Origin of the sequence: Sporomusa aerivorans (assembly GCF_041428895.1) — a bacterium.
GTDB lineage: Bacteria > Bacillota > Negativicutes > Sporomusales > Sporomusaceae > Sporomusa > Sporomusa aerivorans.
In genome coordinates, this window is the sequence record NZ_CP156926.1 from 3,414,770 (window position 1) to 3,438,076 (window position 23,307).

Annotated in this window: 29 protein-coding genes; all 29 read left to right on the plus strand. The window is 45.8% G+C overall.

Annotated elements, in window-relative coordinates:
- Positions 1-39: 39 nt before the first annotated feature.
- The gene (gene spoIIIAC / locus SATMO3_RS16225) at positions 40-237 is read left to right on the plus strand and encodes a stage III sporulation protein AC (RefSeq protein WP_371370776.1); all 198 of its coding nucleotides are present in this window, start codon (positions 40-42) and stop codon (positions 235-237) included.
- 12 nt (positions 238-249) lie between these two features.
- Positions 250-636, plus strand: a complete 387-nt coding sequence (gene spoIIIAD / locus SATMO3_RS16230; protein ID WP_371370777.1) for a stage III sporulation protein AD — start codon at positions 250-252, stop codon at positions 634-636.
- Between the two features lie 12 nt (positions 637-648).
- A complete protein-coding gene (gene spoIIIAE / locus SATMO3_RS16235) occupies positions 649-1,806 on the plus strand; it encodes a stage III sporulation protein AE (RefSeq protein ID WP_371370778.1) in 1,158 nt (385 codons plus the stop codon).
- A 20-nt stretch (positions 1,807-1,826) separates the two neighbouring features.
- Positions 1,827-2,444, plus strand: a complete 618-nt coding sequence (spoIIIAF, locus tag SATMO3_RS16240) for a stage III sporulation protein AF (RefSeq protein ID WP_371370780.1) — start codon at positions 1,827-1,829, stop codon at positions 2,442-2,444.
- A gap of 14 nt (positions 2,445-2,458) precedes the next feature.
- A complete protein-coding gene (locus SATMO3_RS16245) occupies positions 2,459-3,076 on the plus strand; it encodes a hypothetical protein (protein ID WP_371370781.1) in 618 nt (205 codons plus the stop codon).
- A gap of 11 nt (positions 3,077-3,087) precedes the next feature.
- A complete protein-coding gene (locus SATMO3_RS16250; RefSeq protein ID WP_371370783.1) occupies positions 3,088-3,630 on the plus strand; it encodes a SpoIIIAH-like family protein in 543 nt (180 codons plus the stop codon).
- 240 nt (positions 3,631-3,870) lie between these two features.
- Entirely contained in the window at positions 3,871-4,254 is a 384-nt protein-coding gene (locus SATMO3_RS16255; RefSeq protein ID WP_371381729.1) for an Asp23/Gls24 family envelope stress response protein, read from the plus strand.
- A 28-nt stretch (positions 4,255-4,282) separates the two neighbouring features.
- Positions 4,283-4,822, plus strand: coding sequence for an alkaline shock response membrane anchor protein AmaP (amaP, locus tag SATMO3_RS16260; protein WP_371370784.1), 540 nt, complete (start codon positions 4,283-4,285; stop codon positions 4,820-4,822).
- 10 nt (positions 4,823-4,832) lie between these two features.
- Positions 4,833-5,060, plus strand: coding sequence for a DUF2273 domain-containing protein (locus SATMO3_RS16265; protein ID WP_371370785.1), 228 nt, complete (start codon positions 4,833-4,835; stop codon positions 5,058-5,060).
- Between the two features lie 94 nt (positions 5,061-5,154).
- The gene (gene nusB, locus SATMO3_RS16270) at positions 5,155-5,574 is read left to right on the plus strand and encodes a transcription antitermination factor NusB (protein ID WP_371370786.1); all 420 of its coding nucleotides are present in this window, start codon (positions 5,155-5,157) and stop codon (positions 5,572-5,574) included.
- Positions 5,571-6,521: an O-sialoglycoprotein endopeptidase gene (locus SATMO3_RS16275; RefSeq protein ID WP_371370787.1), complete on the plus strand. Its 951-nt coding sequence runs from the start codon at positions 5,571-5,573 to the stop codon at positions 6,519-6,521. The genes nusB and SATMO3_RS16275 overlap by 4 nt, the downstream gene beginning before the upstream one ends.
- 74 nt (positions 6,522-6,595) lie before the next feature.
- Positions 6,596-6,733, plus strand: a complete 138-nt coding sequence (locus tag SATMO3_RS16280; RefSeq protein WP_371370788.1) for a hypothetical protein — start codon at positions 6,596-6,598, stop codon at positions 6,731-6,733.
- Positions 6,734-6,884: 151 nt separating this feature from the next.
- Entirely contained in the window at positions 6,885-8,099 is a 1,215-nt protein-coding gene (gene xseA, locus SATMO3_RS16285) for an exodeoxyribonuclease VII large subunit (protein ID WP_371370789.1), read from the plus strand.
- Positions 8,089-8,346 (plus strand): exodeoxyribonuclease VII small subunit, encoded by a 258-nt coding sequence (gene xseB, locus SATMO3_RS16290; protein WP_371370790.1) that lies wholly within the window; start codon positions 8,089-8,091, stop codon positions 8,344-8,346. Before xseA ends, xseB begins: the two co-directional genes overlap by 11 nt.
- Entirely contained in the window at positions 8,347-9,234 is an 888-nt protein-coding gene (locus SATMO3_RS16295) for a polyprenyl synthetase family protein (RefSeq protein WP_371370791.1), read from the plus strand.
- Between the two features lie 10 nt (positions 9,235-9,244).
- Positions 9,245-9,703 carry a divergent PAP2 family protein gene (locus tag SATMO3_RS16300; protein ID WP_371370792.1) on the plus strand — a complete coding sequence of 153 codons (459 nt, stop codon included), beginning with the start codon at positions 9,245-9,247 and terminating at the stop codon, positions 9,701-9,703.
- Positions 9,704-9,807: 104 nt separating this feature from the next.
- Positions 9,808-11,700 carry a 1-deoxy-D-xylulose-5-phosphate synthase gene (gene dxs, locus SATMO3_RS16305; RefSeq protein ID WP_371370793.1) on the plus strand — a complete coding sequence of 631 codons (1,893 nt, stop codon included), beginning with the start codon at positions 9,808-9,810 and terminating at the stop codon, positions 11,698-11,700.
- Positions 11,697-12,515, plus strand: coding sequence for a TlyA family RNA methyltransferase (locus SATMO3_RS16310; protein WP_371370794.1), 819 nt, complete (start codon positions 11,697-11,699; stop codon positions 12,513-12,515). Before dxs ends, SATMO3_RS16310 begins: the two co-directional genes overlap by 4 nt.
- A gap of 14 nt (positions 12,516-12,529) precedes the next feature.
- Positions 12,530-13,399, plus strand: coding sequence for an NAD(+)/NADH kinase (locus tag SATMO3_RS16315; RefSeq protein ID WP_371370795.1), 870 nt, complete (start codon positions 12,530-12,532; stop codon positions 13,397-13,399).
- Positions 13,386-13,985: a class I SAM-dependent methyltransferase gene (locus SATMO3_RS16320; RefSeq protein ID WP_371370796.1), complete on the plus strand. Its 600-nt coding sequence runs from the start codon at positions 13,386-13,388 to the stop codon at positions 13,983-13,985. The genes SATMO3_RS16315 and SATMO3_RS16320 overlap by 14 nt, the downstream gene beginning before the upstream one ends.
- Positions 13,957-14,418 (plus strand): arginine repressor, encoded by a 462-nt coding sequence (gene argR, locus SATMO3_RS16325; RefSeq protein WP_371370797.1) that lies wholly within the window; start codon positions 13,957-13,959, stop codon positions 14,416-14,418. The genes SATMO3_RS16320 and argR overlap by 29 nt, the downstream gene beginning before the upstream one ends.
- 24 nt (positions 14,419-14,442) lie before the next feature.
- The gene (gene recN, locus SATMO3_RS16330) at positions 14,443-16,137 is read left to right on the plus strand and encodes a DNA repair protein RecN (RefSeq protein ID WP_371370798.1); all 1,695 of its coding nucleotides are present in this window, start codon (positions 14,443-14,445) and stop codon (positions 16,135-16,137) included.
- A gap of 244 nt (positions 16,138-16,381) precedes the next feature.
- On the plus strand, positions 16,382-17,707 hold the full coding sequence (spoIVB, locus tag SATMO3_RS16335; protein ID WP_371370799.1) for a SpoIVB peptidase: 1,326 nt from the start codon (positions 16,382-16,384) through the stop codon (positions 17,705-17,707).
- A 234-nt stretch (positions 17,708-17,941) separates the two neighbouring features.
- A complete protein-coding gene (gene spo0A, locus SATMO3_RS16340) occupies positions 17,942-18,730 on the plus strand; it encodes a sporulation transcription factor Spo0A (RefSeq protein ID WP_371370800.1) in 789 nt (262 codons plus the stop codon).
- Between the two features lie 124 nt (positions 18,731-18,854).
- Complete coding sequence (gene buk, locus SATMO3_RS16345) at positions 18,855-19,928, plus strand: butyrate kinase (protein WP_371370801.1); 1,074 nt, start codon at positions 18,855-18,857, stop codon at positions 19,926-19,928.
- A 16-nt stretch (positions 19,929-19,944) separates the two neighbouring features.
- The gene (locus tag SATMO3_RS16350) at positions 19,945-20,607 is read left to right on the plus strand and encodes a hypothetical protein (RefSeq protein WP_371370802.1); all 663 of its coding nucleotides are present in this window, start codon (positions 19,945-19,947) and stop codon (positions 20,605-20,607) included.
- Between the two features lie 239 nt (positions 20,608-20,846).
- Complete coding sequence (locus tag SATMO3_RS16355) at positions 20,847-21,386, plus strand: NUDIX hydrolase (protein ID WP_371370803.1); 540 nt, start codon at positions 20,847-20,849, stop codon at positions 21,384-21,386.
- Positions 21,346-22,572 (plus strand): endonuclease Q family protein, encoded by a 1,227-nt coding sequence (locus SATMO3_RS16360; RefSeq protein ID WP_371370804.1) that lies wholly within the window; start codon positions 21,346-21,348, stop codon positions 22,570-22,572. Before SATMO3_RS16355 ends, SATMO3_RS16360 begins: the two co-directional genes overlap by 41 nt.
- Positions 22,573-22,642: 70 nt before the next feature.
- Positions 22,643-23,284, plus strand: coding sequence for a stage II sporulation protein M (gene spoIIM / locus SATMO3_RS16365; protein ID WP_371370805.1), 642 nt, complete (start codon positions 22,643-22,645; stop codon positions 23,282-23,284).
- Positions 23,285-23,307: the final 23 nt, after the last annotated feature.

A 23,307-nucleotide genomic window follows, 5' to 3' on the forward strand; every position in this document is an offset into this window, starting at 1 on the left:
ATAATCGCCACTTTTTAGTATAAGGGAGGAGAGATAAAAATGGGGCTGGATGTTCTCTTTAAAATTGCCGGGGTAGGTATCTTGATTTCAGTTTTCCACACGGCCTTAAAACAGGCAGGCAAGGAAGATATGGCGCATTTATGCACTTTGGCCGGTTTTGCCTTGGTGCTGTTATGGGTGGTGCAATTGTTAGGCCGGCTGTTTAACACCGTTCAGGACGTATTTAAGCTGTTCTAAGGGGTGTGGCAAATGGAAATCATCCAAATTATCGGGCTAGGATTTTTAGTGACTTTACTAATTCTAATTATAAGGCAGCAACGTCCTGAGCTCGCCGTACAGCTTGGCTTGACACTGTCGGCTATCATTTTTTTGATGGTACTGAGTAAGCTGAATGTTGTTCTCGATTTATTCCGGGACTTAGCGGAAAAAGCCAATATAAGCCAAATGTATCTAAATACCATCCTCAAGATTATCGGTATAGCTTATGTCACTGAGTTTGGCGCACAAGTCTGTCGCGATGCCGGCGAGAGCGCTGTTGCCGGGAAAATTGAATTTGCCGGAAAAATACTGGTTATGGTAATGGCAGTTCCAATTATTGCTTTAGTGCTGGATACAATCGTAAGACTCATTCCTTAAGGTGGAGAGCGTGTGAGAATAATAATAGTGTCGCTACTGTTTATTCTATGCAGCAATGCAGGCTTCGCAAGTTCCGGTATGAACTCAGAATTACCCTTGGATTTACTGGAAAGCACCTCGGTAAATAACGTTAACCATTTTATCCAGACTGTGAATCGCGAACTAAATGAAGATATCCCGTTGCTAACGACGGAAACAATTAAAGATATTGCAACGAAAGGGCTATCCTTTAATTGGCAAACCCTTAGCGGCAAGTTTGTCTCCTACCTGTTCAAAGAATTGGCAACCAATATCCACCTGATGGGAAAACTACTATTTCTGGCTGTTTTATGCGCTCTTTTACAAAATTTACAAAACTCATTTGAGCAGTCTGCCATTTCCCTATTAGCGTATAGTGTCTGCTTTATTTTTCTCTGTGTTATTGCCTTAAGCGCATTTTATCAGGGTTTAAATCTAGCCCGGGATACTGTTGGCAATATGGTGGGGTTTATGGAAGCGCTGCTGCCCCTTTTATTGTCACTGTTAGCAGGCGTTGGGGCTTTAACTTCGGCGGCGCTCCTGACACCGCTGATGCTCTTGGTTGTTGGCGTAACCAGTGTTGTTGTTAAAGATATAATATTACCCTTACTGTTTTTAACAGCTATTTTGGAATGTGTCAACTATCTGTCAGGCAGGTATAAGCTTAGCAATTTAACCGGTGTAATAAAACAAGCCGGAATGATGATTCTTGGCTTAGTATTGGTAGTGTTTATCGGTATAGTCAGTATTCAGGGGGTTGCGGGCAGTGTTGCCGACGGCTTGACTTTACGAACCGCCAAGTATGCAACAGCTACTTTTATACCGGTAGTTGGTAAAATGTTTGCCGATACGGTTGAACTGGTTATGGGTGCATCGCTGCTACTAAAAAATGCGGTGGGTATCTTCGGTGTGCTGGCCATTGCCTTGCTTTGCGCTTTGCCATTGATAAAACTAATTTCCTTAGTAGTTGTATTAAAAATTGCCGGAGCGCTTATTCAACCAATGGGTGATGAAAAAATGGCCAAGTGTCTTGACGCTATGGGAAATAACTTATTGTTACTGTTTGGTGCGGTACTCACTGTTGCTCTAATGTTCTTTCTGCTTGTTACTATGATTATCGGCGCCGGAAGCGTAGCTTTAATGCTTCGGTAGCGTCTGTGGTGGGTGAATAAATGATAGAAGCAATTACTGATTGGGTAAAAGGCATAATTTTTGTTGTCTTGTTTGCTTCCTTTGTAGAACTGCTATTGCCGAGTAACAGCATGCAAAAGTTTATCCGGGTCATTCTGGGATTGTTCATTATGCTGGCAATATTGCAGCCTGTCATTGGCGTTCTGGAACGGACTTGGACTCAGGATCAACTGCCGGTGTTTTCTAAACTTGGCAATAACAATCTAACCGATACAGCTATTCTTAACTCGGCTACTATCGCAGCCGGCAAACGTGAACAACTGGCTCGCGATATGTATTCCAGGGATTTAGCCCGGCAAGTCAGAGCCACAGTTTTGGCAATCGATGGAGTGGCCGATGCCAGAGTGTCGCTAGAATTTGAAGAAAGTAGCCAGCAAGAAAGCAAAATTGCCGGCAGGATAAAAAATATGCTGATTCTTATAAAATATGCAGCTACATCCAAAGAGCGTCAGGTTGCCAGAATAGAAATCAAACCGGGTGGATTGACAGAGAAAGAGCCAGCGCGGCTCCCACAGGAAGTTGTCGAGAAAGTTAAAAGATCGGTAGCTGAATTATATCAGCTGCGAACTGGTCAAATTACAGTCAAACCAATAGATTAAGGAGGTTGTAAAAGATGGCGGCATTAGGAGCTTCGCTGAAGGAATGGCTTTCAGGGGCAAAAAAACTAGTCCCAAGTCAGGTGTTAAAAGAGGGTGCGGTAAATACCAGACTAATATGGCTAGGACTGCTGGGAATCAGCTTATTGCTGCTAGGCAGTTTTTATGAACAGTCTACTGTTAAGCCCCAAACAGCAGCCTCTGCTGAAACGGCTAAAAATCCCGTTGTTACAAATCGGAGTTACGAAGAGGCTCTGGAAAGCAAGCTTGCTAATCTGCTCGCGCAGGTTAAGGGGGCAGGGGCCGTTTCAGTAAACATAATGTTAGAGTCCGGTTCTATGCAGGAGCATGCCAAAAACGTTACTAAAGAGATAAAAACGGTGCAGGAAAAGGATACATCCGGCGGCGTTCGTACCACGACCGAGACAAAGGAAACTGAGCAAGTATTGCTAAGCAAGGAAAATGGAGCCGACAGACCTGTCATGGTTCGTGAATACAAACCGGTAATCCGTGGAGTCCTGGTCGTAGCGGAAGGGGCCAACGACTCCGCTGTCAAAGCCAACCTTACCAGAGCGGTTGAATACGGACTGGGGATTCCCCCCTATAGAATTACTGTGCTACCCCAAAGAAAGTGAGGTAAAATGCTATGAGAGTTTTCACTGTTTTATCGTTAAGCAGGGTTGGAATAATTGCCATTTTTATTGTGGCGGCAGGCATACTTTCCCTGCTGGTAAGCGGAACCTTAAATTATGTTCAGGATCTTCGGCAAGCCAGAGCCGACCGGTCTAATGCCATGCAGGTTACCAAAGCGTTAGTCCCTGATCCGGTTGTCCCGGTTATGGCTCCTGATTTTTTTACTGAGTATCGCCTCGAACGGGATAAAATAAGGAGCGAAAAATCGGATCTGCTGCGAGAAATAATTAAAAATTCTCAATCTGAAGATACCAAGCACCAAGCCCAGGAGACTATTTTGAAAATGACTCTGGAAAAGCAACGTGAAGCTGAAATGGAAAATTTAATAAAAGCCAAAGGTTTTGCCGACGCCCTGGTATTTATTCGTGACAATTCAGTGAGTGCCGTGGTTAAGACAACTGCGCTAACTAAAGAAGAGGTTATCCAGGTGGCAGAGGTTATCAGCCGGGTTGCCGGAGTCAAGCAGGAAGATATAACAGTTAGCGCCAAACCATAAGTAGAGCTGTGCTCTGCTTATTTTTTTACCTATCAAAATTTAAGCTTTGCAGCTTGATCCGGGATAAGAGAATCTAATACTTCTGTTAAATAATTTTACATAAGTCAAGTTTTTCTACGACGAAATTGTAAAAATGGAAAAAGCTTGGTATAATAATATAGTTATAAGAAATCTTTTATTGTAATAGATTTTAGTATTCCGGGATTTTTAGGGGGGGTAGGAGTGGAAAAAAAAGAACATATGGAAAAGACAGAACATAATGATGTTGGTTCCATTCGGATTGCCGATGAAGTAGTTGGTATTATTGCAGGGCTTGCCGCAACCGAAGTATCCGGTGTCGCCGGGATGAGCGCCGGCTTGGTCGGTGGCATTGCCGAGATGCTCGGCAAAAAGAATCTGTCCAAGGGTGTCAAGGTTGAAGTCGGCGAACGGGAAGCTGCCGTTGATTTATACATTATTGTTGAGTATGGGGTACGTATTCCAGACATAGCATTAAGGGTGCAGGAGAATGTAAAACGAGCTATTGAATCTATGACCGGCCTGGATGTTGTTGAAGTCAACATTCATGTTCAAGGCGTCGGTTTTGCCCAGGAAGCTAAAGAAGAAGATATTCGGGTAAGATAAATGGAAGAGGCCGGAGAAAGGAGATACTATGGGAATTATTGACCGCATAATTCTATCTATTTACACTTTTTTACTGACCGTTTTGTCAGCCGCCGTTATTCTCCTGTCTTTACGCCTTATTCCTTTGGAATTGGCGGGGACAAGCCTTTTATACATATATGGTCAGTGGGAGGCCGCACTGGTTGGTGCAGTATTCTTTCTGGTTAGTATCCGACTGCTTTTAGCCGGTCTTCGTTCCAGAAAAGCCAAGGACACTATTGTCCACCACAACGACATGGGAGACGTGCATATTTCTCTTGACGCCGTGGAAAATTTGGTGGAGAAGGTAGCCAGACATATCAGGGGAGTACGCGGCATTAAAGTTAAGGTGGCGCTGGCCCGCGAGGGAATAACTGTTCAGATCAAAGCTGTTGTAAGCCCCGAGAGCCACGTACCTACCGTTGCCGCAGAAATTCAAAACCGTGTTCATGAATATATTAGAAATACGGTAGGTGTCGAGTTAGCCGATGTACAGGTAAAGGTTGACAATATTAGCAATGACTTTAAGACCAAACAGCGTGTTGAATAGGGGGACAATAATGAATTCCAAATTAGTGGAAGAAATATGGCAGCATCATAGCGGCAAAATCCTGGGAGTGCTGTTAGGGTTCCTCTTTGGCATACTGGTAATAACTTTTGGTTTTTTCCGTACACTATTTGTGGCTTTGTGCGTTATAGCCGGGTATGTAATCGGCAAACGCATTGATCAAAAAGAAGATATCATGGAAATTTTGGACAAACTGCTGCCGCCTGGCTATAACCGGTAACGGCAATACAGATGAAACCCCATAAGGATTTACTCATACTCTGCTTGTAAATCTTTGTTGGGCACCAGATACAGCGACAAGAAAGAGGGAAATTATGAGCCGAAGAAAGGCCCGTGAAATGGCAGTACAAGCATTATTTCAGCTTGATTTTAATTCAGGTGTTACCAGTGAGGAGGCACTTGCCGCCGTGTTAAGTGAGCGCGGCGAGGATATTAATGATAGCACCAAGCTCTATGCCAAAGCACTGGTAGACGGAACCTATCAGAACTTAGCCGCGATTGATGGATACATTTCTGAGTTATCACGGGAATGGAAGCTCGACCGCATGGCCGGCGTTGACCGCAACATTGCCCGAATGGCTATTTTCGAAATGAAATATAGCCAGGAGCGACTTCAGCCCGGCGTGGCGATAAATGAGGCTGTCGAATTGGCCAAGACTTTTGGAACCGAGGATTCAAGCCGGTTTATTAATGGAATTTTAGGGTCAATTGTAAAAAATAAAGAATTATCATGAACTATGTATTGGGAATAGATACCAGCTGTTATACTACCTCGGTAGCTATATTAGATGAGCAGGGACAGTTAATTTCTGATTGTCGCAGGATATTGCAGGTAAAAACCGGTGGCCGCGGCCTGCAGCAGTCTGAAATGGTTTTTCAGCATACGCGCAGCCTTCCGGAACTTTTTGCTGAGGCTTGCCTGCCGCTGGGCAAGCCGGCGTTTAAAGCCATAGGCGTATCCGCTTTCCCCCGTCCTTTGCCGGATTCCTATATGCCGGCATTTTTGGTTGGGGATGGCTATGCCAAAATATTGTCTGTTGCACAGGGTATACCGCTTCTTCGTATTAGTCATCAGGAAAACCATATTTTAGCGGGAATATGGTCTGCTCAGGGCCCAAAGTCCAATGATTTTTTAGCTGTTCACTTATCCGGCGGTACCACGGAAATAGTACGGGTATCCGGATCGCCTGATTCCAGGCGGCTCAGCATCGAAATCCTGGGAGAAAGTCAGGACATACATGCCGGGCAGCTTATTGACCGTATCGGGGTACTCCTTGGGTTACCTTTCCCGGCCGGCCCTCACCTGGAATTACTGGCAGCGAATGCATCAGTGGAAGCATTCCGGATTCCGTTTAGTATCCGTAATGCCTGTGCCAGTTTTGCCGGTCCTGAGACATTCGCCCGCAAGCTGATTGAACAGGGAGCAGACACTGCAGCGGTTGCAGCCGGGATTCAATTATGTGTTGCCAACGCAGTAGCCAAAATGATTCTCTATGCTATTACCCATACCGGACTTACTGATGTCTTGCTGGTTGGCGGTGTAACAGCAAACAATTTTGTTAGAAATTACCTTACGGAGCAGCTAGTTGCCCCCCAGAAAGCCAATTTATATTATCCGGATATTAACTATAGTCCGGATAATGCCACCGGCGCCGCTTATTATGCACTTATTTGCCGGTAATGTCATAAGCTCTATTCACACTCAATGCCCCAAAAGCATATGATACATAAACTCATATGCCAGGAGGTGGCACCATGGTACCTTACATTTTGGGAGGAGCCGTCATTGGGTCGGTTATTGGACACCTGATTCCGCCAGGGTATTTCTTCTGGTTCGTGGTGGGAAGTGTAAGCGGCTACTTGGCGCAACGCTATTGGGGCACCAGATTCTAAGAGGGACAAAAGTAGTGATTATACCTTTTTACCCAGACTTATGTCTGGTTTTTTTTGCATATATAGGTTATTATTATAAACAGTGTACTGTTAAATTTCTATATTTTGGCTACACCTATAATAATGAATTGAAATACCGGGTGGAATAAATATGAGCAATATATATACTGTCAGTGACCTAACCAGATATATTAAAAGTTTGTTTGACCGGGATACCCGGCTAATGTCTGTGTTTATAAAAGGTGAGCTGTCTAATTTCAAATGCCATTATTCGGGCCATTGCTATTTTACTCTTAAAGATGCCGGTTCACAAATCAAAGGAGTCATGTTCAAAAGCCGTGCCCAGTTTCTGAAATTTGAGCCCCGCGACGGACTCAAGGTGGTGGCTTACGGACAGGTGACTGTTTTTGAACGTGATGGTCAATATCAGTTGTATGCCGACCAGTTAATACCCGACGGTATTGGTGAATTGAGTATTGCATTCAATCAGTTGAAAGAAAAACTGGCGGCAGAAGGCCTGTTTGAGGAAAATCGCAAGCAAAAACTGCCGCTCTTGCCTAAAGCCGTAGGTGTTGTTACTTCACCGACCGGAGCCGCATTAAGAGACATCATTTCAGTTGCCAAACGACGTCATCCGGGCATCCCGCTTATATTGTACCCTGTGCAAGTTCAAGGTGTGGAAGCACCAGGCCAAATTGTTGAGGCCATCCGCACCTTTAACCGGCTGAAAACGGTCGATGTGATCATTGCCGGCCGGGGCGGCGGCTCAATCGAAGAACTCTGGGCTTTTAATGACGAGCAGGTAGTACGGGCCATAGCGGCTTCAGTCATTCCCGTCATCTCAGCCGTCGGACATCAAACCGACTATACGCTGGCTGATTTTGCCGCCGACTGCCGGGCGGCAACGCCTTCGCAGGCTGCTGAGCTTGTTGTACCGGATGTTCACGAGTTAAAAAGGTATATTGGCACGCTGCAAAGCATGCTGACAACCAATATCCGGACTTACATCAAGCATCGCCGGCAAGTTGTCCTGCAATTGCGGGATAGTAATGTGTTTACACAGCCGGAAAAGCTTTTAGCCGCCCACCGTCAATTAATAGATTCCTATGTGGATAGACTAGGGGAGGCAACGCGTAAAATTATTGTTGCCAAACAACAAAACTTACGGCTGAATGCCGAAAAACTTACAGTATTAAATCCTTTGGCAGTACTGGCCAGAGGCTATAGCCTGGTCCGTGCTCCTGAAGGACAAGTAATCAACAGGTCTGATCAGGTAACGGCAGGACAAGAGTTAGAAATAATTTTAGGGCAGGGCCGGCTTGACGTAGAAGTAGTTAGAACCAGGGAGGGTAAAAATGGCCAGTAAAGCAGGTAACAAACAAAATAATGTATGTTTTGAAGAAGCTCTTGGAAAATTAGAAGTAATTGTTAAAGAATTGGAATCCGGTGATTTGCCGCTGGAAGAAGCGTTGGATAAATTCAATCAAGGCATAACCCATGCTAAGTTATGTTTTGAGCGCCTAAATGCTGCTGAAGCACAGGTCGATAAAATTCTGCAGCAGGAACATGGCAAGCTGGTTGAGCAGCCGCTAAAGCCAGTGGAGGGAAACTAAATGACAACAAACTCTTTGAGCAAGTATTGCCAGGATAAAATAAACTTAATTGATACCGCCCTGTCTCAATATATCCCTGCTACAGCCTATCCACCCGTTATTTTTGAGGCTATGCGATATAGTCTTTTCGCCGGCGGCAAACGGCTCCGGCCCATAATGCTGATGGCGGCGAGCGATGCTGTTGGCGGCGATGGGGCAGCCTATTTGCCGGTAGCCTGCGGCTTGGAAATGATACATACCTATTCCCTGATCCATGATGATTTGCCGGCTATGGATAACGACGACTACCGGCGCGGCAAGCTGACAAATCATAAGGTGTTTGGCGAGGGTATGGCCGTGCTGGCTGGTGATGGCCTCTTAACGGCGGCTTTTGGGACTATGCTATCGCAGAATAAGGTTGACCCGCTTGACTTAATATCGGTAATCCGCGAGATTGCTGATGCCGCCGGTGCTGGCGGCATGATCGGCGGTCAGGCCGTAGACTTAGTTTCCGAAGGTCAGGTTATCGATGCCGCAACTCTTAAATTTATGCACCAGGCCAAAACCGGCGCGTTGTTTAAAGCGGCATTACGCTCCGGTGCTATTCTGGCCGGCGGCAGCCAAGAGCAACTGCTATCTTTAACCCATTATGCCGAACAATTCGGGTTAGCCTTCCAAATTACCGACGACATTCTCGATGTTGTGGGAACCCAGGAAAAAATCGGCAAGCCGGTCGGCAGCGACATAAGAAATCATAAAGTAACTTATGTGACTCTGCATACGCTGGACGGAGCCAGGCGCCTGGCTCAGCAGGCGGTAGACCAGGCGTTAAGCAGCCTGGCTGATTTTGGAGCCGAAGCTCAAATACTGCGTGAACTGGTAGTACACTTAATCAATCGAGAAACTTGAGGTGTAATGGATGGCCGAATTTTGGGCCGGACTGGGCAAAAATGTTATTTTAATGACAGCTATAACTGCCTGGTTTACGGCGCAAGTATTGAAAACAATAACTGCTTACTGGCGTCATGGCGCATTTAATGCGGAACGGCTCGTAGGCGCTGGCGGTATGCCCAGCTCACATACAGCGTTGGTGGTGAGCCTGGCAGCAGGCGTAGCCTTGCGCGAAGGGCTGGAGTCTGATTTATTCGCCGTTGCCGTGGTATTGGCCGGTATTGTCATGTATGACGCCGCCGGAGTCCGGCGGGCAGCAGGCAAGCAGGCCAAAGTCATAAACAAACTGGTGCGCGAAATGCGGGTTGAACATAAAGTACGCGATACCAGGCTCAAAGAACTGCTGGGGCATACACCGCTCGAGGTATTAGGCGGGGCTGTGCACGGTATGCTCATAGCCTATGTCTTTTATGTATTTTATAGATGAATGTTTCGCAGTAGATATGCTATAATATTTTTGGTAAAAAGACATTTTAACAATTGTTGCCATCAGGCTATCCTGATGCTAGTAAGGGAAAGCGGGGAACCAATTTGAGCAATCTGCTTCAAAATATTCATAGTCCACAGGATCTTAAAAATCTCTCCTTCGCCCAATTAGAAAAGCTCGCCGGTGAAATCCGCGAGCTTCTGATACATACGGTAGCCGCCAACGGCGGACATTTGGCCCCCAATTTGGGGGTGGTGGAACTGACGCTGGCACTTCATAAAATGTTTGACAGTCCTAACGATAAATTTGTCTGGGATGTTGGCCATCAGGCCTATGTCCATAAAATTCTCACCGGGCGCCGGGAAAATTTTGGCACTTTGCGTACCGCTGGCGGTATTTGCGGCTTCCCCAAACGCTGCGAAAGCGTACATGACGCATTTGGCGCCGGCCACTCCAGCACCTCAATTTCTTCCGCATTAGGCATCGCAATTGCCAGGGATATGACAGGCGCAAAGTATAATGTGGTGGCCATTATCGGCGACGGTTCACTAACAGGTGGCCAGGCCTACGAAGCGCTTAATCATGCCGGACATCTGGGAACCAATCTCACGGTAATCCTCAATGATAATGAAATGTCCATTGCCAAAAATGTAGGCGCTATGTCGGAATACCTGGCCAAGATGAGAACAGCGCCCACGTATTCCAAAGTGAAGCATGACATTGAGTATCTATTGCGGCGTATTCCAGCGATAGGTGATAGTGTAGCCAATACGGCAGAGCGGGTAAAGGACAGTTTAAAGTACCTGTTGGTTCCGGGAGTGCTGTTTGAAGAACTGGGCTTTACCTATTTTGGCCCTATTGACGGCCACAATATTCCTTCCATTTTAGAGGTACTTGATAAAACTAAGAGCGTCAAAGGCCCGGTGCTGATACATTTGCTGACGCAAAAAGGCAAAGGCTATCTACCGGCTGAGCGGAATGCCGATAAATTCCACGGCGTAGGTCCCTTCTGCGTTGAAACCGGTGAAGTAATAAAAAAATCAGTCGAACCACCTTCTTATACGCAGGTATTTAGTGAAGCCATCATCAAACTGGCCGAACGAAATCCTGATCTTGTCGCCATTACGGCAGCCATGCCGGAAGGAACCGGCTTAAAGAAATTTTCCGTAAAATTTCCCAAACGTTTTTTTGATGTAGGTATCGCCGAACAGCATGCTGTAACGTTGGCCGCCGGTATGGCTACACAGGGCAAACGACCGGTTGTCGTTATCTACTCCACATTTTTACAGCGGGCCTACGACCAGATTTTGCATGATGTATGCCTGCAAAACCTACCGGTAATCTTTATGCTCGACAGAGCCGGCATTGTTGGCGAGGACGGCGCTACCCATCATGGGGTTTTTGATTATTCATTCCTGCGGCATATTCCCAATATGGTTATTATGGCGCCCAAAGATGAAAACGAACTCCAAAATATGTTGTTCACCGCCATCTCCCTAAATACACCGGTTGCGATACGTTATCCGCGTGGCAGCGGAGTCGGCGTGGCGTTAAAAACTGATTTTACCAGGCTGGAAGTTGGCAAAGCCGAACAACTTGTGGAGGGCAAAGATCTTGTTCTCCTGGCAGCAGGCAGCATGGTCGAACCATGCCGGAGTGCAGCTGCCTTCCTAAAAGAAAAAGGAATTGCCGCCGGCGTAGTGAACACCCGGTTTATAAAACCGCTTGACGGCCAGCTTATTCGTCAATTAGCCCGCGACAACGGAGTCATTGTTACTGTTGAAGATAATGTATTAACCGGAGGATTTGGTTCAGCCGTACTGGAATATATAAATTCTCAGCATCTTAATTGGGTCAAGGTGTTACGGCTAGGCTTGCCTGACAAATTTATTGAACATGGCCAGCGGGGATATCTTTTAGAACAGTATGGATTGGATGCAGAGGGAATTGCGGCCAGCGTAGAGCAGTTTATCCGCCAGTTTGGAGCGGGAAAATGACAGGAGTCCGAAATAAAGAACGCCTTGACGTTTTATTAGTGGAAAAAGGGCTGGCGGAAAGCCGGGAGCGGGCTAAAGCCTATATCATGGCCGGACTTGTGACAGTAGACAGTGTGAAAATCGATAAAGCCGGAACCGTAGTGCCTACCACTGCCAATATCACAGTTCACGGGGACAGTATCGGCTATGTCAGCCGGGGCGGGCTTAAACTGGCCAAAGCACTTGAATTTTTTGGCCTGGATCTTACCGGCAAGATTATGGCTGATATTGGCGCATCTACAGGCGGCTTTACTGATTGTGCGTTAAAAAACGGAGCCAGTAAAGTCTATGCTATCGATGTCGGTTATGGACAACTGGCCTGGTCGTTACGTACCGATGAACGAGTGGTAAATATGGAGCGTACCAACATACGCAATATAAAACCGGAAGATTTAAATCAGCCGCTGGGTTTTGTCTCGATAGATGTAGCCTTTATCTCCCTGGATAAGGTTCTGCCTGTAGTAAAATCACTGCTTGATCAAAACGGAACAGTAATTGCACTTATCAAACCACAATTTGAGGCCGGCCGCGAAAAAGTAGGTAAAAAAGGCGTTGTCCGTGACCCGGCTATTCATCGTGAAGTTATTAACAATGTTGTAAATATGGCTATGTCTCTGGCACTTACGCCTTTGGGACTGACATTCTCACCGGTGAAAGGACCTGAAGGCAATATAGAGTATCTATTGTATTTAGCGAATGCCACGGCCGAAGCAGCAGTGGATGAGGCAGTAATTGCTGCTGTAGTAGCTGATGCTCATGCCAATTTAACGGGATGACGGAGGACTCAGGTGTGTTGACTGTAGGGCTGTTCCCCAACACTAAAAAACAGAGTATTAGTACTGTGTTGGGATGGATTGTGCAATATTTTAAGGAACGCAACGTAAACGTGGTTATGCCGGAGGATGCGGCACTGGAATTAAAATGTACCAGCTTGGCCGGTAAACTGGAATGCGTTCGAAACGATATTACCTTTGGCATCACATTAGGCGGTGACGGAACACTGCTTAATACGGCCAGGGAAATTGCTCCTTTCGGAATCCCCGTCTGTGGAGTAAATATGGGAAATCTTGGCTTTCTCACCGAGATCGAACTGCCTGATTTGAGCACTGCCCTGGAAAGGCTGATAAAAGGCGATTATTACATAGAGGAAAGACTCATGCTGGACGCCGTTGTTATCCGGAACGGCAGCCCCATATATATTTCACCGGCGCTGAATGACGTAGTTGTGGCCAAAGGCGGATTTTCCCGCATGATCAAACTAAAGCTGTTTATTGATAACGAACTTACGGCGGAATATCCGGCCGATGGACTGATTATTGCTACTTCAACAGGTTCAACGGGATACTCTTTGTCCTCAGGCGGACCTATCATTAATCCCAAACTAAAGGTAATCGTAATTACTCCGATTTGCCCGCATACACTTCATTCCCGCGCTCTGGTGATTTCCGAGCGGGAGGAAATTAAAATACGCATGCAGGCAACACACGATGATATTGTCCTTACTGTCGACGGTCAGTCGGTCTACAATTTACTGCCTGACGATACTGTTGTTGTCAGGCGTTCTCCTTTTCGCGCCCGGTTTATCCGTTTCCCAGGAAAAAGTTACTATGAAACCTTGCGTACAAAACTGAGAAGAGGCGACCGTGATGGTAGTTGCTAACGCGGTCCGCATGGCCCATCAATTTATTCTCCCCCGGTTGGCAAATGCCCGGACAGTAGTCGATGCTACGGCCGGCAACGGTAATGATACCCTGTTTTTAGCGGAAAATACGCCGGATGCCACCACGGTGTTTGCTTTTGATATTCAACAGCAGGGGCTGTCGAAAACGGAGACGTTGCTTACCGGCCGCAATCTCAGGCACAAAGTCAGACTAATATTAGACAGTCATTCCCATTTAAACAAATATCTTCATCAGCAACTTGACGCCGTTATGTTCAATCTGGGTTATTTGCCCGGAAGCGACCATAAACTATCCACCAATCCCGCAACTACCATTGAGGCCGCTCACCAGGCATTACAGCTGCTCAATATCGGCGGTGTAATGACAATAGCAGTTTATCCAGGCTATGAGCATGGTCGTTTAGAATGCCAGGCGGTATATGAATATTTGGCTATCCTAAATCAAAAAGTTTTCTCTGTGGCCTGTTGGTCGATGGTTAATCAGAAAAACAATCCGCCGCTTCTATATGTAATTGAAAAAATAAGGAGTGAACCGCTTGAAGGCATTACGTCACTCAAAGATTAAAGAAATTGTCGAGCGCTACATTATTGAGACCCAGGAGGAACTGGCAGAGGCCCTCAGCAAACAGGGTATCGAAGTTACACAAGCTACAGTCTCACGGGATATAAAGGAACTTATGCTTATTAAAGTTCCTACAGGCGATGGCCGTTATCGATACGCTTTCCCGCCTGAGCAGAACATCGTCTTGTCTCAGGCCCGGATGGAGCGTACTTTTCATGATTCGCTGGTAGCCATCGACTATAGCCAAAATATAGTTGTATTGCGAACCCTGCCTGGTACAGCCCAGGCGGTTGCCTACACCATTGACTATGTTAAATGGCCTGAGGTTATTGGTACTGTTGCCGGCGATGACACTATTTTTGTTTTGGTCAAGCCTGTGGAGGCAGTACCTCAGGTTATCGCAAAATTTCAATCACTGATGGGCAGCGGCATATAGCCTTTCTTTGAGGAGAGATATGAAATGCTGAAATCACTGACTGTCGTTAATTTCGCACTAATTGACCGGGTAGATATCGAGTTTGTCCCCGGCCTCAATATCTTGACTGGAGAAACCGGAGCTGGTAAGTCAATTCTAATCGATGCTTTGTCAGTCATTACCGGCAGCAGAGCCTCAAGCGACTCAATCCGGAGCGGAGCGGATTATTTTCGGGTTGAGGCGGTTTTTGACATTTCTGATATTGCTATCCGGGAGATACTGGAGGACCAAGGTATTCCGCCGGAAGAAGACGGTTCCTTGCTTATCGCCAGGCGTATGACCAGACACGGCAAAAATACCATTCACATTAATGGCTGCCAGGTTCCTTTGGCCACATTACGCAGATTTGGCGAAGCACTTGTTGATATGCATGGCCAGCACGAAAATCAGGCTTTGTTGAAGCCGGGAGTGCATTTGACTCTCACAGATGCTTTCTCCGCGGAAATCCGCTCCATACTTGAGGAATACCGCAAAACATATAAATTATGGCAAAAAACCAAAAGTGATCTGATGTCGTTAGCCCGGGATTCGCGGGAACGGCTGCAACGGGAAGAGATGCTCGCCTGGCAGACGCAGGAAATTGCCACCGCCGCGCTAACACCGGAAGAAGAAGAAAGGCTCGAAAGTCAAATAAAGGTGTTAGCCAATGCGGAGAAGATTGCTAATGCAGTTTCACGCTCTTACATGCTGCTAAGTCAGGGGAACAGGGGCTTCAGCGGCATCGTAGGCTGCCTGGCCGATATTAAGCATGAACTGGAGTTGGCATCACGTTATGATAAAGCTATTGAGCAGCCGCTGGCGGCAGTAACGGAATCGTTATATCAGCTAGAGGACACCATGGGTGAATTAAGGGCATACCAGGAAAGTATCGACCATAACCCGGCAAAATTGGCAAAGCTGGAAGATCGGCTGGACACTATTTATAAACTCAAAAAAAAGTATGGCGCAACTGTTGAGGACATACTTGCTTACTATGAACGTGCCTGCTCTGAACTGTCTGCCATAACCAACCATGATGAACATCTTGCTCAATTAACTAAAGAAGAGAACGCTCTGGCCGCTGCCGTGGCACAGTTAGCCGATGAATTAGGCGACTTGCGTCAAAGAGCCGGCCAGGAAATGGGTAAACAAATATCTGCGCACCTGGCAGATCTTGGCATGAACAAGGCGCAATTTCTGGTAGACGTTAGACGCAGTGAGCAATATTCAGCCAATGGTGCTAATGAGGTATTTTTCCTGTTTTCAGCCAATCCTGGCGAAGAGCCCAAACCCCTGCACAAGATAGCGTCTGGCGGTGAATTGTCGCGAATTGCCTTGGCAATCAAAACAGTTTGTTCTGAGCGCGATGATATTGCTACCATGGTATTTGACGAGGTTGATACCGGTATCGGCGGTCAAACCGCACAAAAAGTGGCTGAAAAAATAGCCAGAATAGCAGCTTTTGATAAACAGGTATTATGTATAACTCATTTGCCGCAAATTGCTTCTATGGCTGATTCGCATATTTATATTGAAAAAGTTGTCGAGGCCGAGCGAACGCAAACGCGAGTTACAACACTTAATTTAGCGGCTCAATTAACAGAATTAGCCAGAATGGCTTCCGGTGAAATAACGCAGCTTTCAATCGATAATGCTGCTCAGATGCTGGAAATGGCAAAGAAAAAAAAAGCAAATTGGTAAAAATAAGCGTAAGCGCAAGCTTGCGCTTATTTTTTTAATATAATCACTTAAATTGCGCTTCCAAGACAATAAATACTAATAAATCCGGAATAATCCCTATCAAATTCGGGAAACTCTAATTTTGCAATTGCATGAACAGAAAATCCGAGGTGAAGATCTGGCGGTAAATTTGGGAAGAATGTAATAGGGAGTGATGGAAGAAAACATGTTAAGATTTTATCGGTTACTCAACAAAAGGCTATTCATGGCAATGTTGATTATCAGCGCAATCTTCGCATTCTGTTTTTCTCCCCAATTCCGGAATATTTACGGTCTTCCCATGCATATCCGAGTTATTGAAGGTGAGACAGCACTCTTCGAAGTTAATTTTCCGCTTACTGTTAGTGTGAACCATGACAATGCCAGTATTCGCGTGCAGAATCATGATTTATTATCCATTACTGCCCTATCCCGGCCAGTTTCTCTTGAGCCTGTCAAGCTCGGACAATCGACTGTGGAGTTCAAACTCTTTGGCGTGATTCCTTTCCGCACGGTTCAGGTAGATGTATTGCCGCCTATCAAGTTGATTCCCGGCGGTCATTCCATTGGGGTAGTTTTACGCTCACAGGGCGTAATTGTTGTCGGCAATTCCCCGGTTCTCACGATGCAGGGCCAATATGCTACACCGGCCAAAGATGCCGGCATTATTGTAGGTGACGTCATCATCAGTATAAACGGAACGCCGGTGCAAAGTGAAACACAAGTAGCCGAAATTATTGACGATAGCGGGAAGAATCATCGTAATGTAGACATTCTGCTTAAACGTCCTGATGGTCAGCAGCATGTTACTGCAACACCGGTGTTATGCAGTGAGACAAAACGTTACCGGATCGGGCTATTTGTAAGAGATAGTGCGGCCGGAGTAGGAACACTGTCCTTTTATGAGCCGGAATCTAAAATATACGGCGCTTTGGGGCATATCATAACAGACAGTGACACCAATCAGCCCATAGACTGCGAACAGGGTAAAATCGTACTTGCCACAGTTTCTGGTATTCAGCATGGAAAAAGAGGGCATCCCGGAGAAAAAATCGGTGTTTTTATTGAAGAAGATCACTTATTGGGGAATATCACCAAGAATAGCCAGTTCGGAATCTATGGCCATTTGAATGCTGCTTTACCTAACGATAAGTATGCCCAGGCAATACCGGTGGCCTCCATGAGTCAGGTTCAAATCGGCCCGGCCGAAATGCTAACTGTAGTAGATGGACAAACAATTGATCAATTCGCAATTGAAATCCAGAAGATAAATCTCCAGGAAGCCCCTGAAAGCAAAGGATTGGTAATAAAAGTGACCGATCCGCGCCTAATTGAGAAAACGGGCGGCATCGTTCAAGGAATGAGTGGCAGCCCCATAATTCAGAACGGTAAAATTGTCGGTGCCGTTACGCATGTATTTGTTCATGATCCTACCAGCGGTTATGGTTGCTTTGTAGATTGGATGCTGATGGAAAGTGGCATTATTCCCAAAAAAGAACGTCATTCTGCCAGGAAATTGTTCACATTTTCCCGGCAGTTTTTTTTCGATTAGAACTGAGACTTTGGCAATACCGTCCTGCCTAATACTGTAAAATAATGAGAATATTACAAGTTCTATCAGCTTCTTGTTGTCACATAATCAGCTTATCGTATATAATTAAGATAATATTTGGAATTAATATAAAATATATTGGTTTTTTTTTCCAATGCAGGAAGGAACTGGCGCGCCTTTGTCGAATAGTATTTATTACAATACATATAATTGATTTAGCTGGGAGGATGCTCAATGGTAACGGGAAGAGAGACAATTAAGGTCGCTATTGCTGACGACAACAAGGAATTTTCTGAGATTTTGCAGGAATGTTTAAGCCGGGAATCTGATATTGAATTAGTCGGTGTTGCCTACAACGGAGAACAGATGCTGTCCATTGTTGAGGAAAAATCCCCGGATGTCATAGTCTTGGATATTATTATGCCTCATCTAGACGGCATAGGCGTTTTGGAGCGGATCAACGTCTCCTGTAGTAAACGTCCGAAAATTATCATGCTTACTGCCTTTGGCCAGGAAAGCATCACCCAACGGGTTGTTGAGCTAGGCGCTGATTATTATGTTCTGAAACCTTTTAATATGGATGTGCTTATTAGCCGTATCAGACAGCTGGCGGGATCTGCACCAGTATCACGACCTGTTGCCGCGGCAACCATGCCGGTAGTCAAAGCCCGCCCTATGGATGTGGAAGTGACTAATATTATCAGGGAAATTGGCATCCCGGCGCATATTAAAGGTTATCAGTATTTGCGCGATGCCATTATGATGATTGTTGCCGAAGTAGAATTGCTGGGAGCCGTGACCAAGGTTCTCTATCCTATGATTGCCGAAAAATATTCAACTACGCCCAGCCGTGTCGAAAGGGCTATCCGGCATGCCATAGAAGTTGCCTGGAATCGTGGAAATATTGATATGATTAATAAATTATTTGGTTATACCATTAAGCTTGACAAAGGCAAGCCCACCAATTCGGAATTCATGGCAATGATTGCCGACAAACTGCGTATGGAAATGCGCGCCAGCTAAAATGCTCTACAAAACCCCTCCGGGATTTTAAAGCCTGGAGGGGTTTTCTACTTAACAGCAGGATTTTTTTGTTCAGGCAATGAATAAAATCATTGTTATAAAATTTTTGCTATGGAGGCTGACTATGCGCCAGCAGTTTAAGATTCTTGCAATAAATCCGGGATCGACGTCAACAAAAATAGCAGTATATACGAATGAGCAAATAAATTTTGAACAAATTATCCGTCATACCATTGATGAACTAAAAACATTTGCGGCAATTTACGATCAGTATGAGTACCGGCTTGCATTGGTTGAAAAAGCCCTAATTGATCACAGTATTTGTGTAAACGAACTGTCAGCCGTTGTCGGGCGGGGCGGACCTCTCAAACCGGCCGCCAGCGGCACTTATACAGTAAATGAATTAATGGCTGAGGATCTTAAAATCGGTATTCAGACTCAGCATGCCTCAAACCTCGGTGGACTGTTAGCCAGGGGTATTGCCGGCAAAGTTAATATTCCGGCCTTTATCGTTGATCCCGTAAGTGTGGATGAGTTGGAACCGCTGGCGCGAATTACCGGCCTGCCGGAAATATCTCGTCCCAGCCTCTTCCATGCCCTTAATTTAAAAGCAGTAGCACACCGGATGACTAAAGAACTGGGCAAGGATTACTGTGAGCTTACCTTAATACTTGTCCACCTTGGTGGCGGAATCTCGGTTGGGGTGCAACAAAACGGCAGGATGATTGATGTTACAAATCCCAACGATCTAGGGCCGTTTTCCCCGGAACGCGCCGGCAGTGTGCCGTCACATGCACTGGTTAAACTGTGTTTCTCCGGTAATTACACAGAAGAGGAAATAAAGAGAAAACTGGTAGGCAATGCCGGCCTTATGGCTCACCTTGGCACCAGCGACGGGCGCGAAGTAGAAAATCGCATCGCTAACGGCGATGCCAAAGCGGCTCTGATTTACGAAGCAATGGCTTACCAGGTAGCCAAAGAAATCGGCGCAATGGCCACAGTGGTTCAGGGCAATCTTGATGCTATAGTGCTAACCGGGGGATTGGCGCATTCCAAAATGCTGGTAAAACTGATTACTGACAGGGTTCAGTTTATTAAACAAGTGCTGGTATATCCCGGGGAGGATGAGTTAAAAGCGCTTGTTGAAGGCGCTTTGCGGGTATTACGCGGCGAAGAGCTGCCCAAAGAATATAAATAACAGGCAGGGAGACCCTATGAAGAATAATCGTATAACTATAATGGTGGGGGAGTTTGGCAGCGGTAAGACTGAGCTTGCCGCCAATTACGCTTTACAATTAAAAGCGGAGGGAAAAGAAACGGCCATTGTCGATATGGATCTAATGAAACCATATTTCCGCACACGGGAAAATCGCGAATTACTGGAACAGCATAACATCAGAGTGATTGCGCCGGATCCCCGGCTGGCTCATGCTGATTTGCCAGTTCCGCCCCAAAATCTTATCGAAGTATTGTCCAGTGACAATATCCATGTGGTCATAGATGCAGGCGGCGGCGAATCGGCTATTGCCTTGGGGCAGTATAAACGTTTTTTCGATCAGTTTGGTTACCAGGCATTTTTAGTCGTTAATACAAAGCGGCCGTTTACGAGTGATATAAACGGCATTATAAACGCCTACCAACGTATTGAACAAGCTGCCCGGGTAAAAATTAGCGGTTTGGTTAGCAATACAAATCTTGGCCCGGAAACAACCCGGGAACATGTTGAGCAGGGATTAGCGATCGTTGAACAGGCTGCCGCCAAGTTATCACTGCCGGTTATCTGGCTTGTCATTCCCGAATGGCTGCAGCCGGTCGCTGATTATCATCCGCCATTGTTTGTTTTGAAACCCTGTACTCACTATCCCTGGATGGATTGAAAATAGACACCGTGGGTTATACCACGGTGTCTTCAGCGGCTAATGTGTGTGTTTCGTAATTATCTCACGCAGTGTGCTATAGTTCCTGCCCAGGTTCTGTAATTCCTTTAATAAATCTTTAATTTTTCCACTAAAATAAAAACCGTTATATATGATTACCTTCATTGGGACATTCCCCCTTTTGCAGGTAATATATGATATACCTTAGTAAAATATACCATTCACTGGAGGCTTTACCCATGTCGTTTTCAGAAACAGATTTAATTGAGAAACAGTTAGGATCAACACGTTTATTTGAAGGAAAAATAATTAATCTTAGACGGGATGAAGTATTATTGCCCAATGGTAAAACTGCTACGCGGGAAGTGGTGGAACATCCCGGTGCAGTGGCAGTCATTCCGCGAACTAAGGAAGGAAATGTAATCCTGGTGCGGCAGTTTCGCCACCCCATCGGCAAAATCATTCTTGAGGTACCTGCCGGCAAGCTTGATCCGGATGAGAAGCCGGAGGCCTGTGCCTTAAGAGAGTTGGCCGAAGAAACCGGTTTTTTCGCCAATAGGCTTCGCAAGCTGACTTCCATGTATACCACCCCTGGTTTTACCAATGAAGTTATTCATGTTTATCTGGCTGAAGATCTTGAGGAATCTGATAAGCAGCCGGATGAAGATGAATTTATCACCTCGGAGGTCTATTCTCCGGAACAAATACGCCAAATGATAGCCAGTGGCGAAATTTGTGATGCCAAGAGTCTGGTGGCATTGTGTCTGGCTGGAATATAATATGATGAATTCCTATTTTGCCGACCTGCATATTCATGTGGGCATGAGTGAAAGCGGGAGATGGGTCAAAATCCCCACATCCCGGCATTTGACAGTCCGTAGTATTTTGCAGGAAGCTGCCCAGCGTAAAGGCATGGATATTGTCGGTATTGTGGATGCCTTGTCACCACTGGTTCTTGACGATATCCGCCAGCTTATCGCTGAAGGAGAGCTTGAGCCGGCCAGTAGCGGCGGCTACATCTACCGCAATAGCCTGTTGCTGATCCTAGGAGCCGAGGTCGAGACGCGGGAAGAAAGCGGCGGTCTGGCGCATACGCTGGCTTTTTTGCCTGATATCAAATCTATGACAGCGTTTTCCGCCTACATGAGCCGGTTTATCCGCAACATAAGCTTAAGCTCGCAAAATGCCCATATGCCTCTCAAACAGCTTGTTGGCATTGCCGGCAGTTTTGACTCTCTTATAGTGCCTGCCCATGTTTTTACACCACATAAAAGCCTATATGGAGTATGCTGCACTAGATTAACTCAAATCTTGTCTGAAAAAGAGCTGGCCAGGTTATCGGCAATTGAGCTTGGACTGAGCGCCGACAGTGATATGGCCGATAGAATCGAGGAATTAAGGTCTTATACCTTTATAACCAATTCTGATGCCCATTCTTTGGATAAAATTGCCCGTGAATATAATGTCTTTACTATGGAGTCCTTGTCGTTTGGCGAAATTGCCAAAACTTTTTCCCGTACCGCCGGCAGAAAAGTACAGGCTAACTATGGTCTGGATCCGCGGTTAGGAAAATATCACCGGACATTTTGTACAATATGCGGCTTTATTGATGATAACGCTCTTATGAGCAGTGTCTGTCCACGTTGCGGCGCCAATTCTTTAGTCAAAGGCGTATTTGACAGGATAAACGAGATAGGCGACTTTATTGAGCCGAACCATCCTGATCACCGGCCGCAATATTACTACCAGATACCGTTAGAGTTTATTCCGGGTTTGGGTAAAAAGCTGCTGGCCAAGTTGCTGGCGGAATTTGACACCGAAATGAATATCCTGCATTATGTCACGTATAATGCGCTCGTATCTGTTGCCGGTAACAAAATAGCTGATTTCATTATCCGAGCGCGTGAAGGGACGGCTGATATTACGGCAGGCGGCGGCGGTGTATATGGCCGGGTCAAAATGTAGTAAATTACAAAGGTCTAAACAGATTTTCTAGGACATATATTGTAGCAGGTACTGGCAGGGAGGTACATGCATGCTAAAACTTCTGCGCAGAAATGCTGTCGATTATGTCCGAGCTCATATTGTTGCGTACTTTTTCATGGTTCTGATTTTCGTTATCGGAATTGTCATCGGCGCTATGGCTGTAAAAACACTTCCTGACGAACAGAAAAGCGAGTTAATTGTTTACTTGCGGGTCTTTTTTCAGGGACTAGCCGAACGCCAGGATGGGATAGCTAGTACTCATTTGTTGTTAGCCGATGTGGTGTTTAACAATATAAAGCTCATTGGCATCATGTGGCTGCTTGGTTTTACTATTGTCGGTATTCCTTTTGTTCTGTTTATGGTTTGCCTGCGAGGCTTCGTCATCGGCTTTACAGTTGGCTTTCTGGTAAACGAATATATCATGAAAGGCTTGTTGTTCGCCTTTGTAGCCGTTTTGCCGCATAATTTTCTGGCTGTACCGGCCATTTTGGCAACAGGTGTTTCAGCAACGGCCTTTTCACTCATGCTGGTGCGACGAAAAAATAACAATAGAGATAATCTGTTTTATAATTCTATTGCATACTCGGTATTTTGCCTGGCTATGGCGGTAGTCATGGTGGGAGCGGCACTGATAGAAGTCTATGTTTCTCCGGTATTTATGAAAACAGTAGCCCAAATTATAGTAAAATAATAAAAGTGCAAGCATCCCCTCTC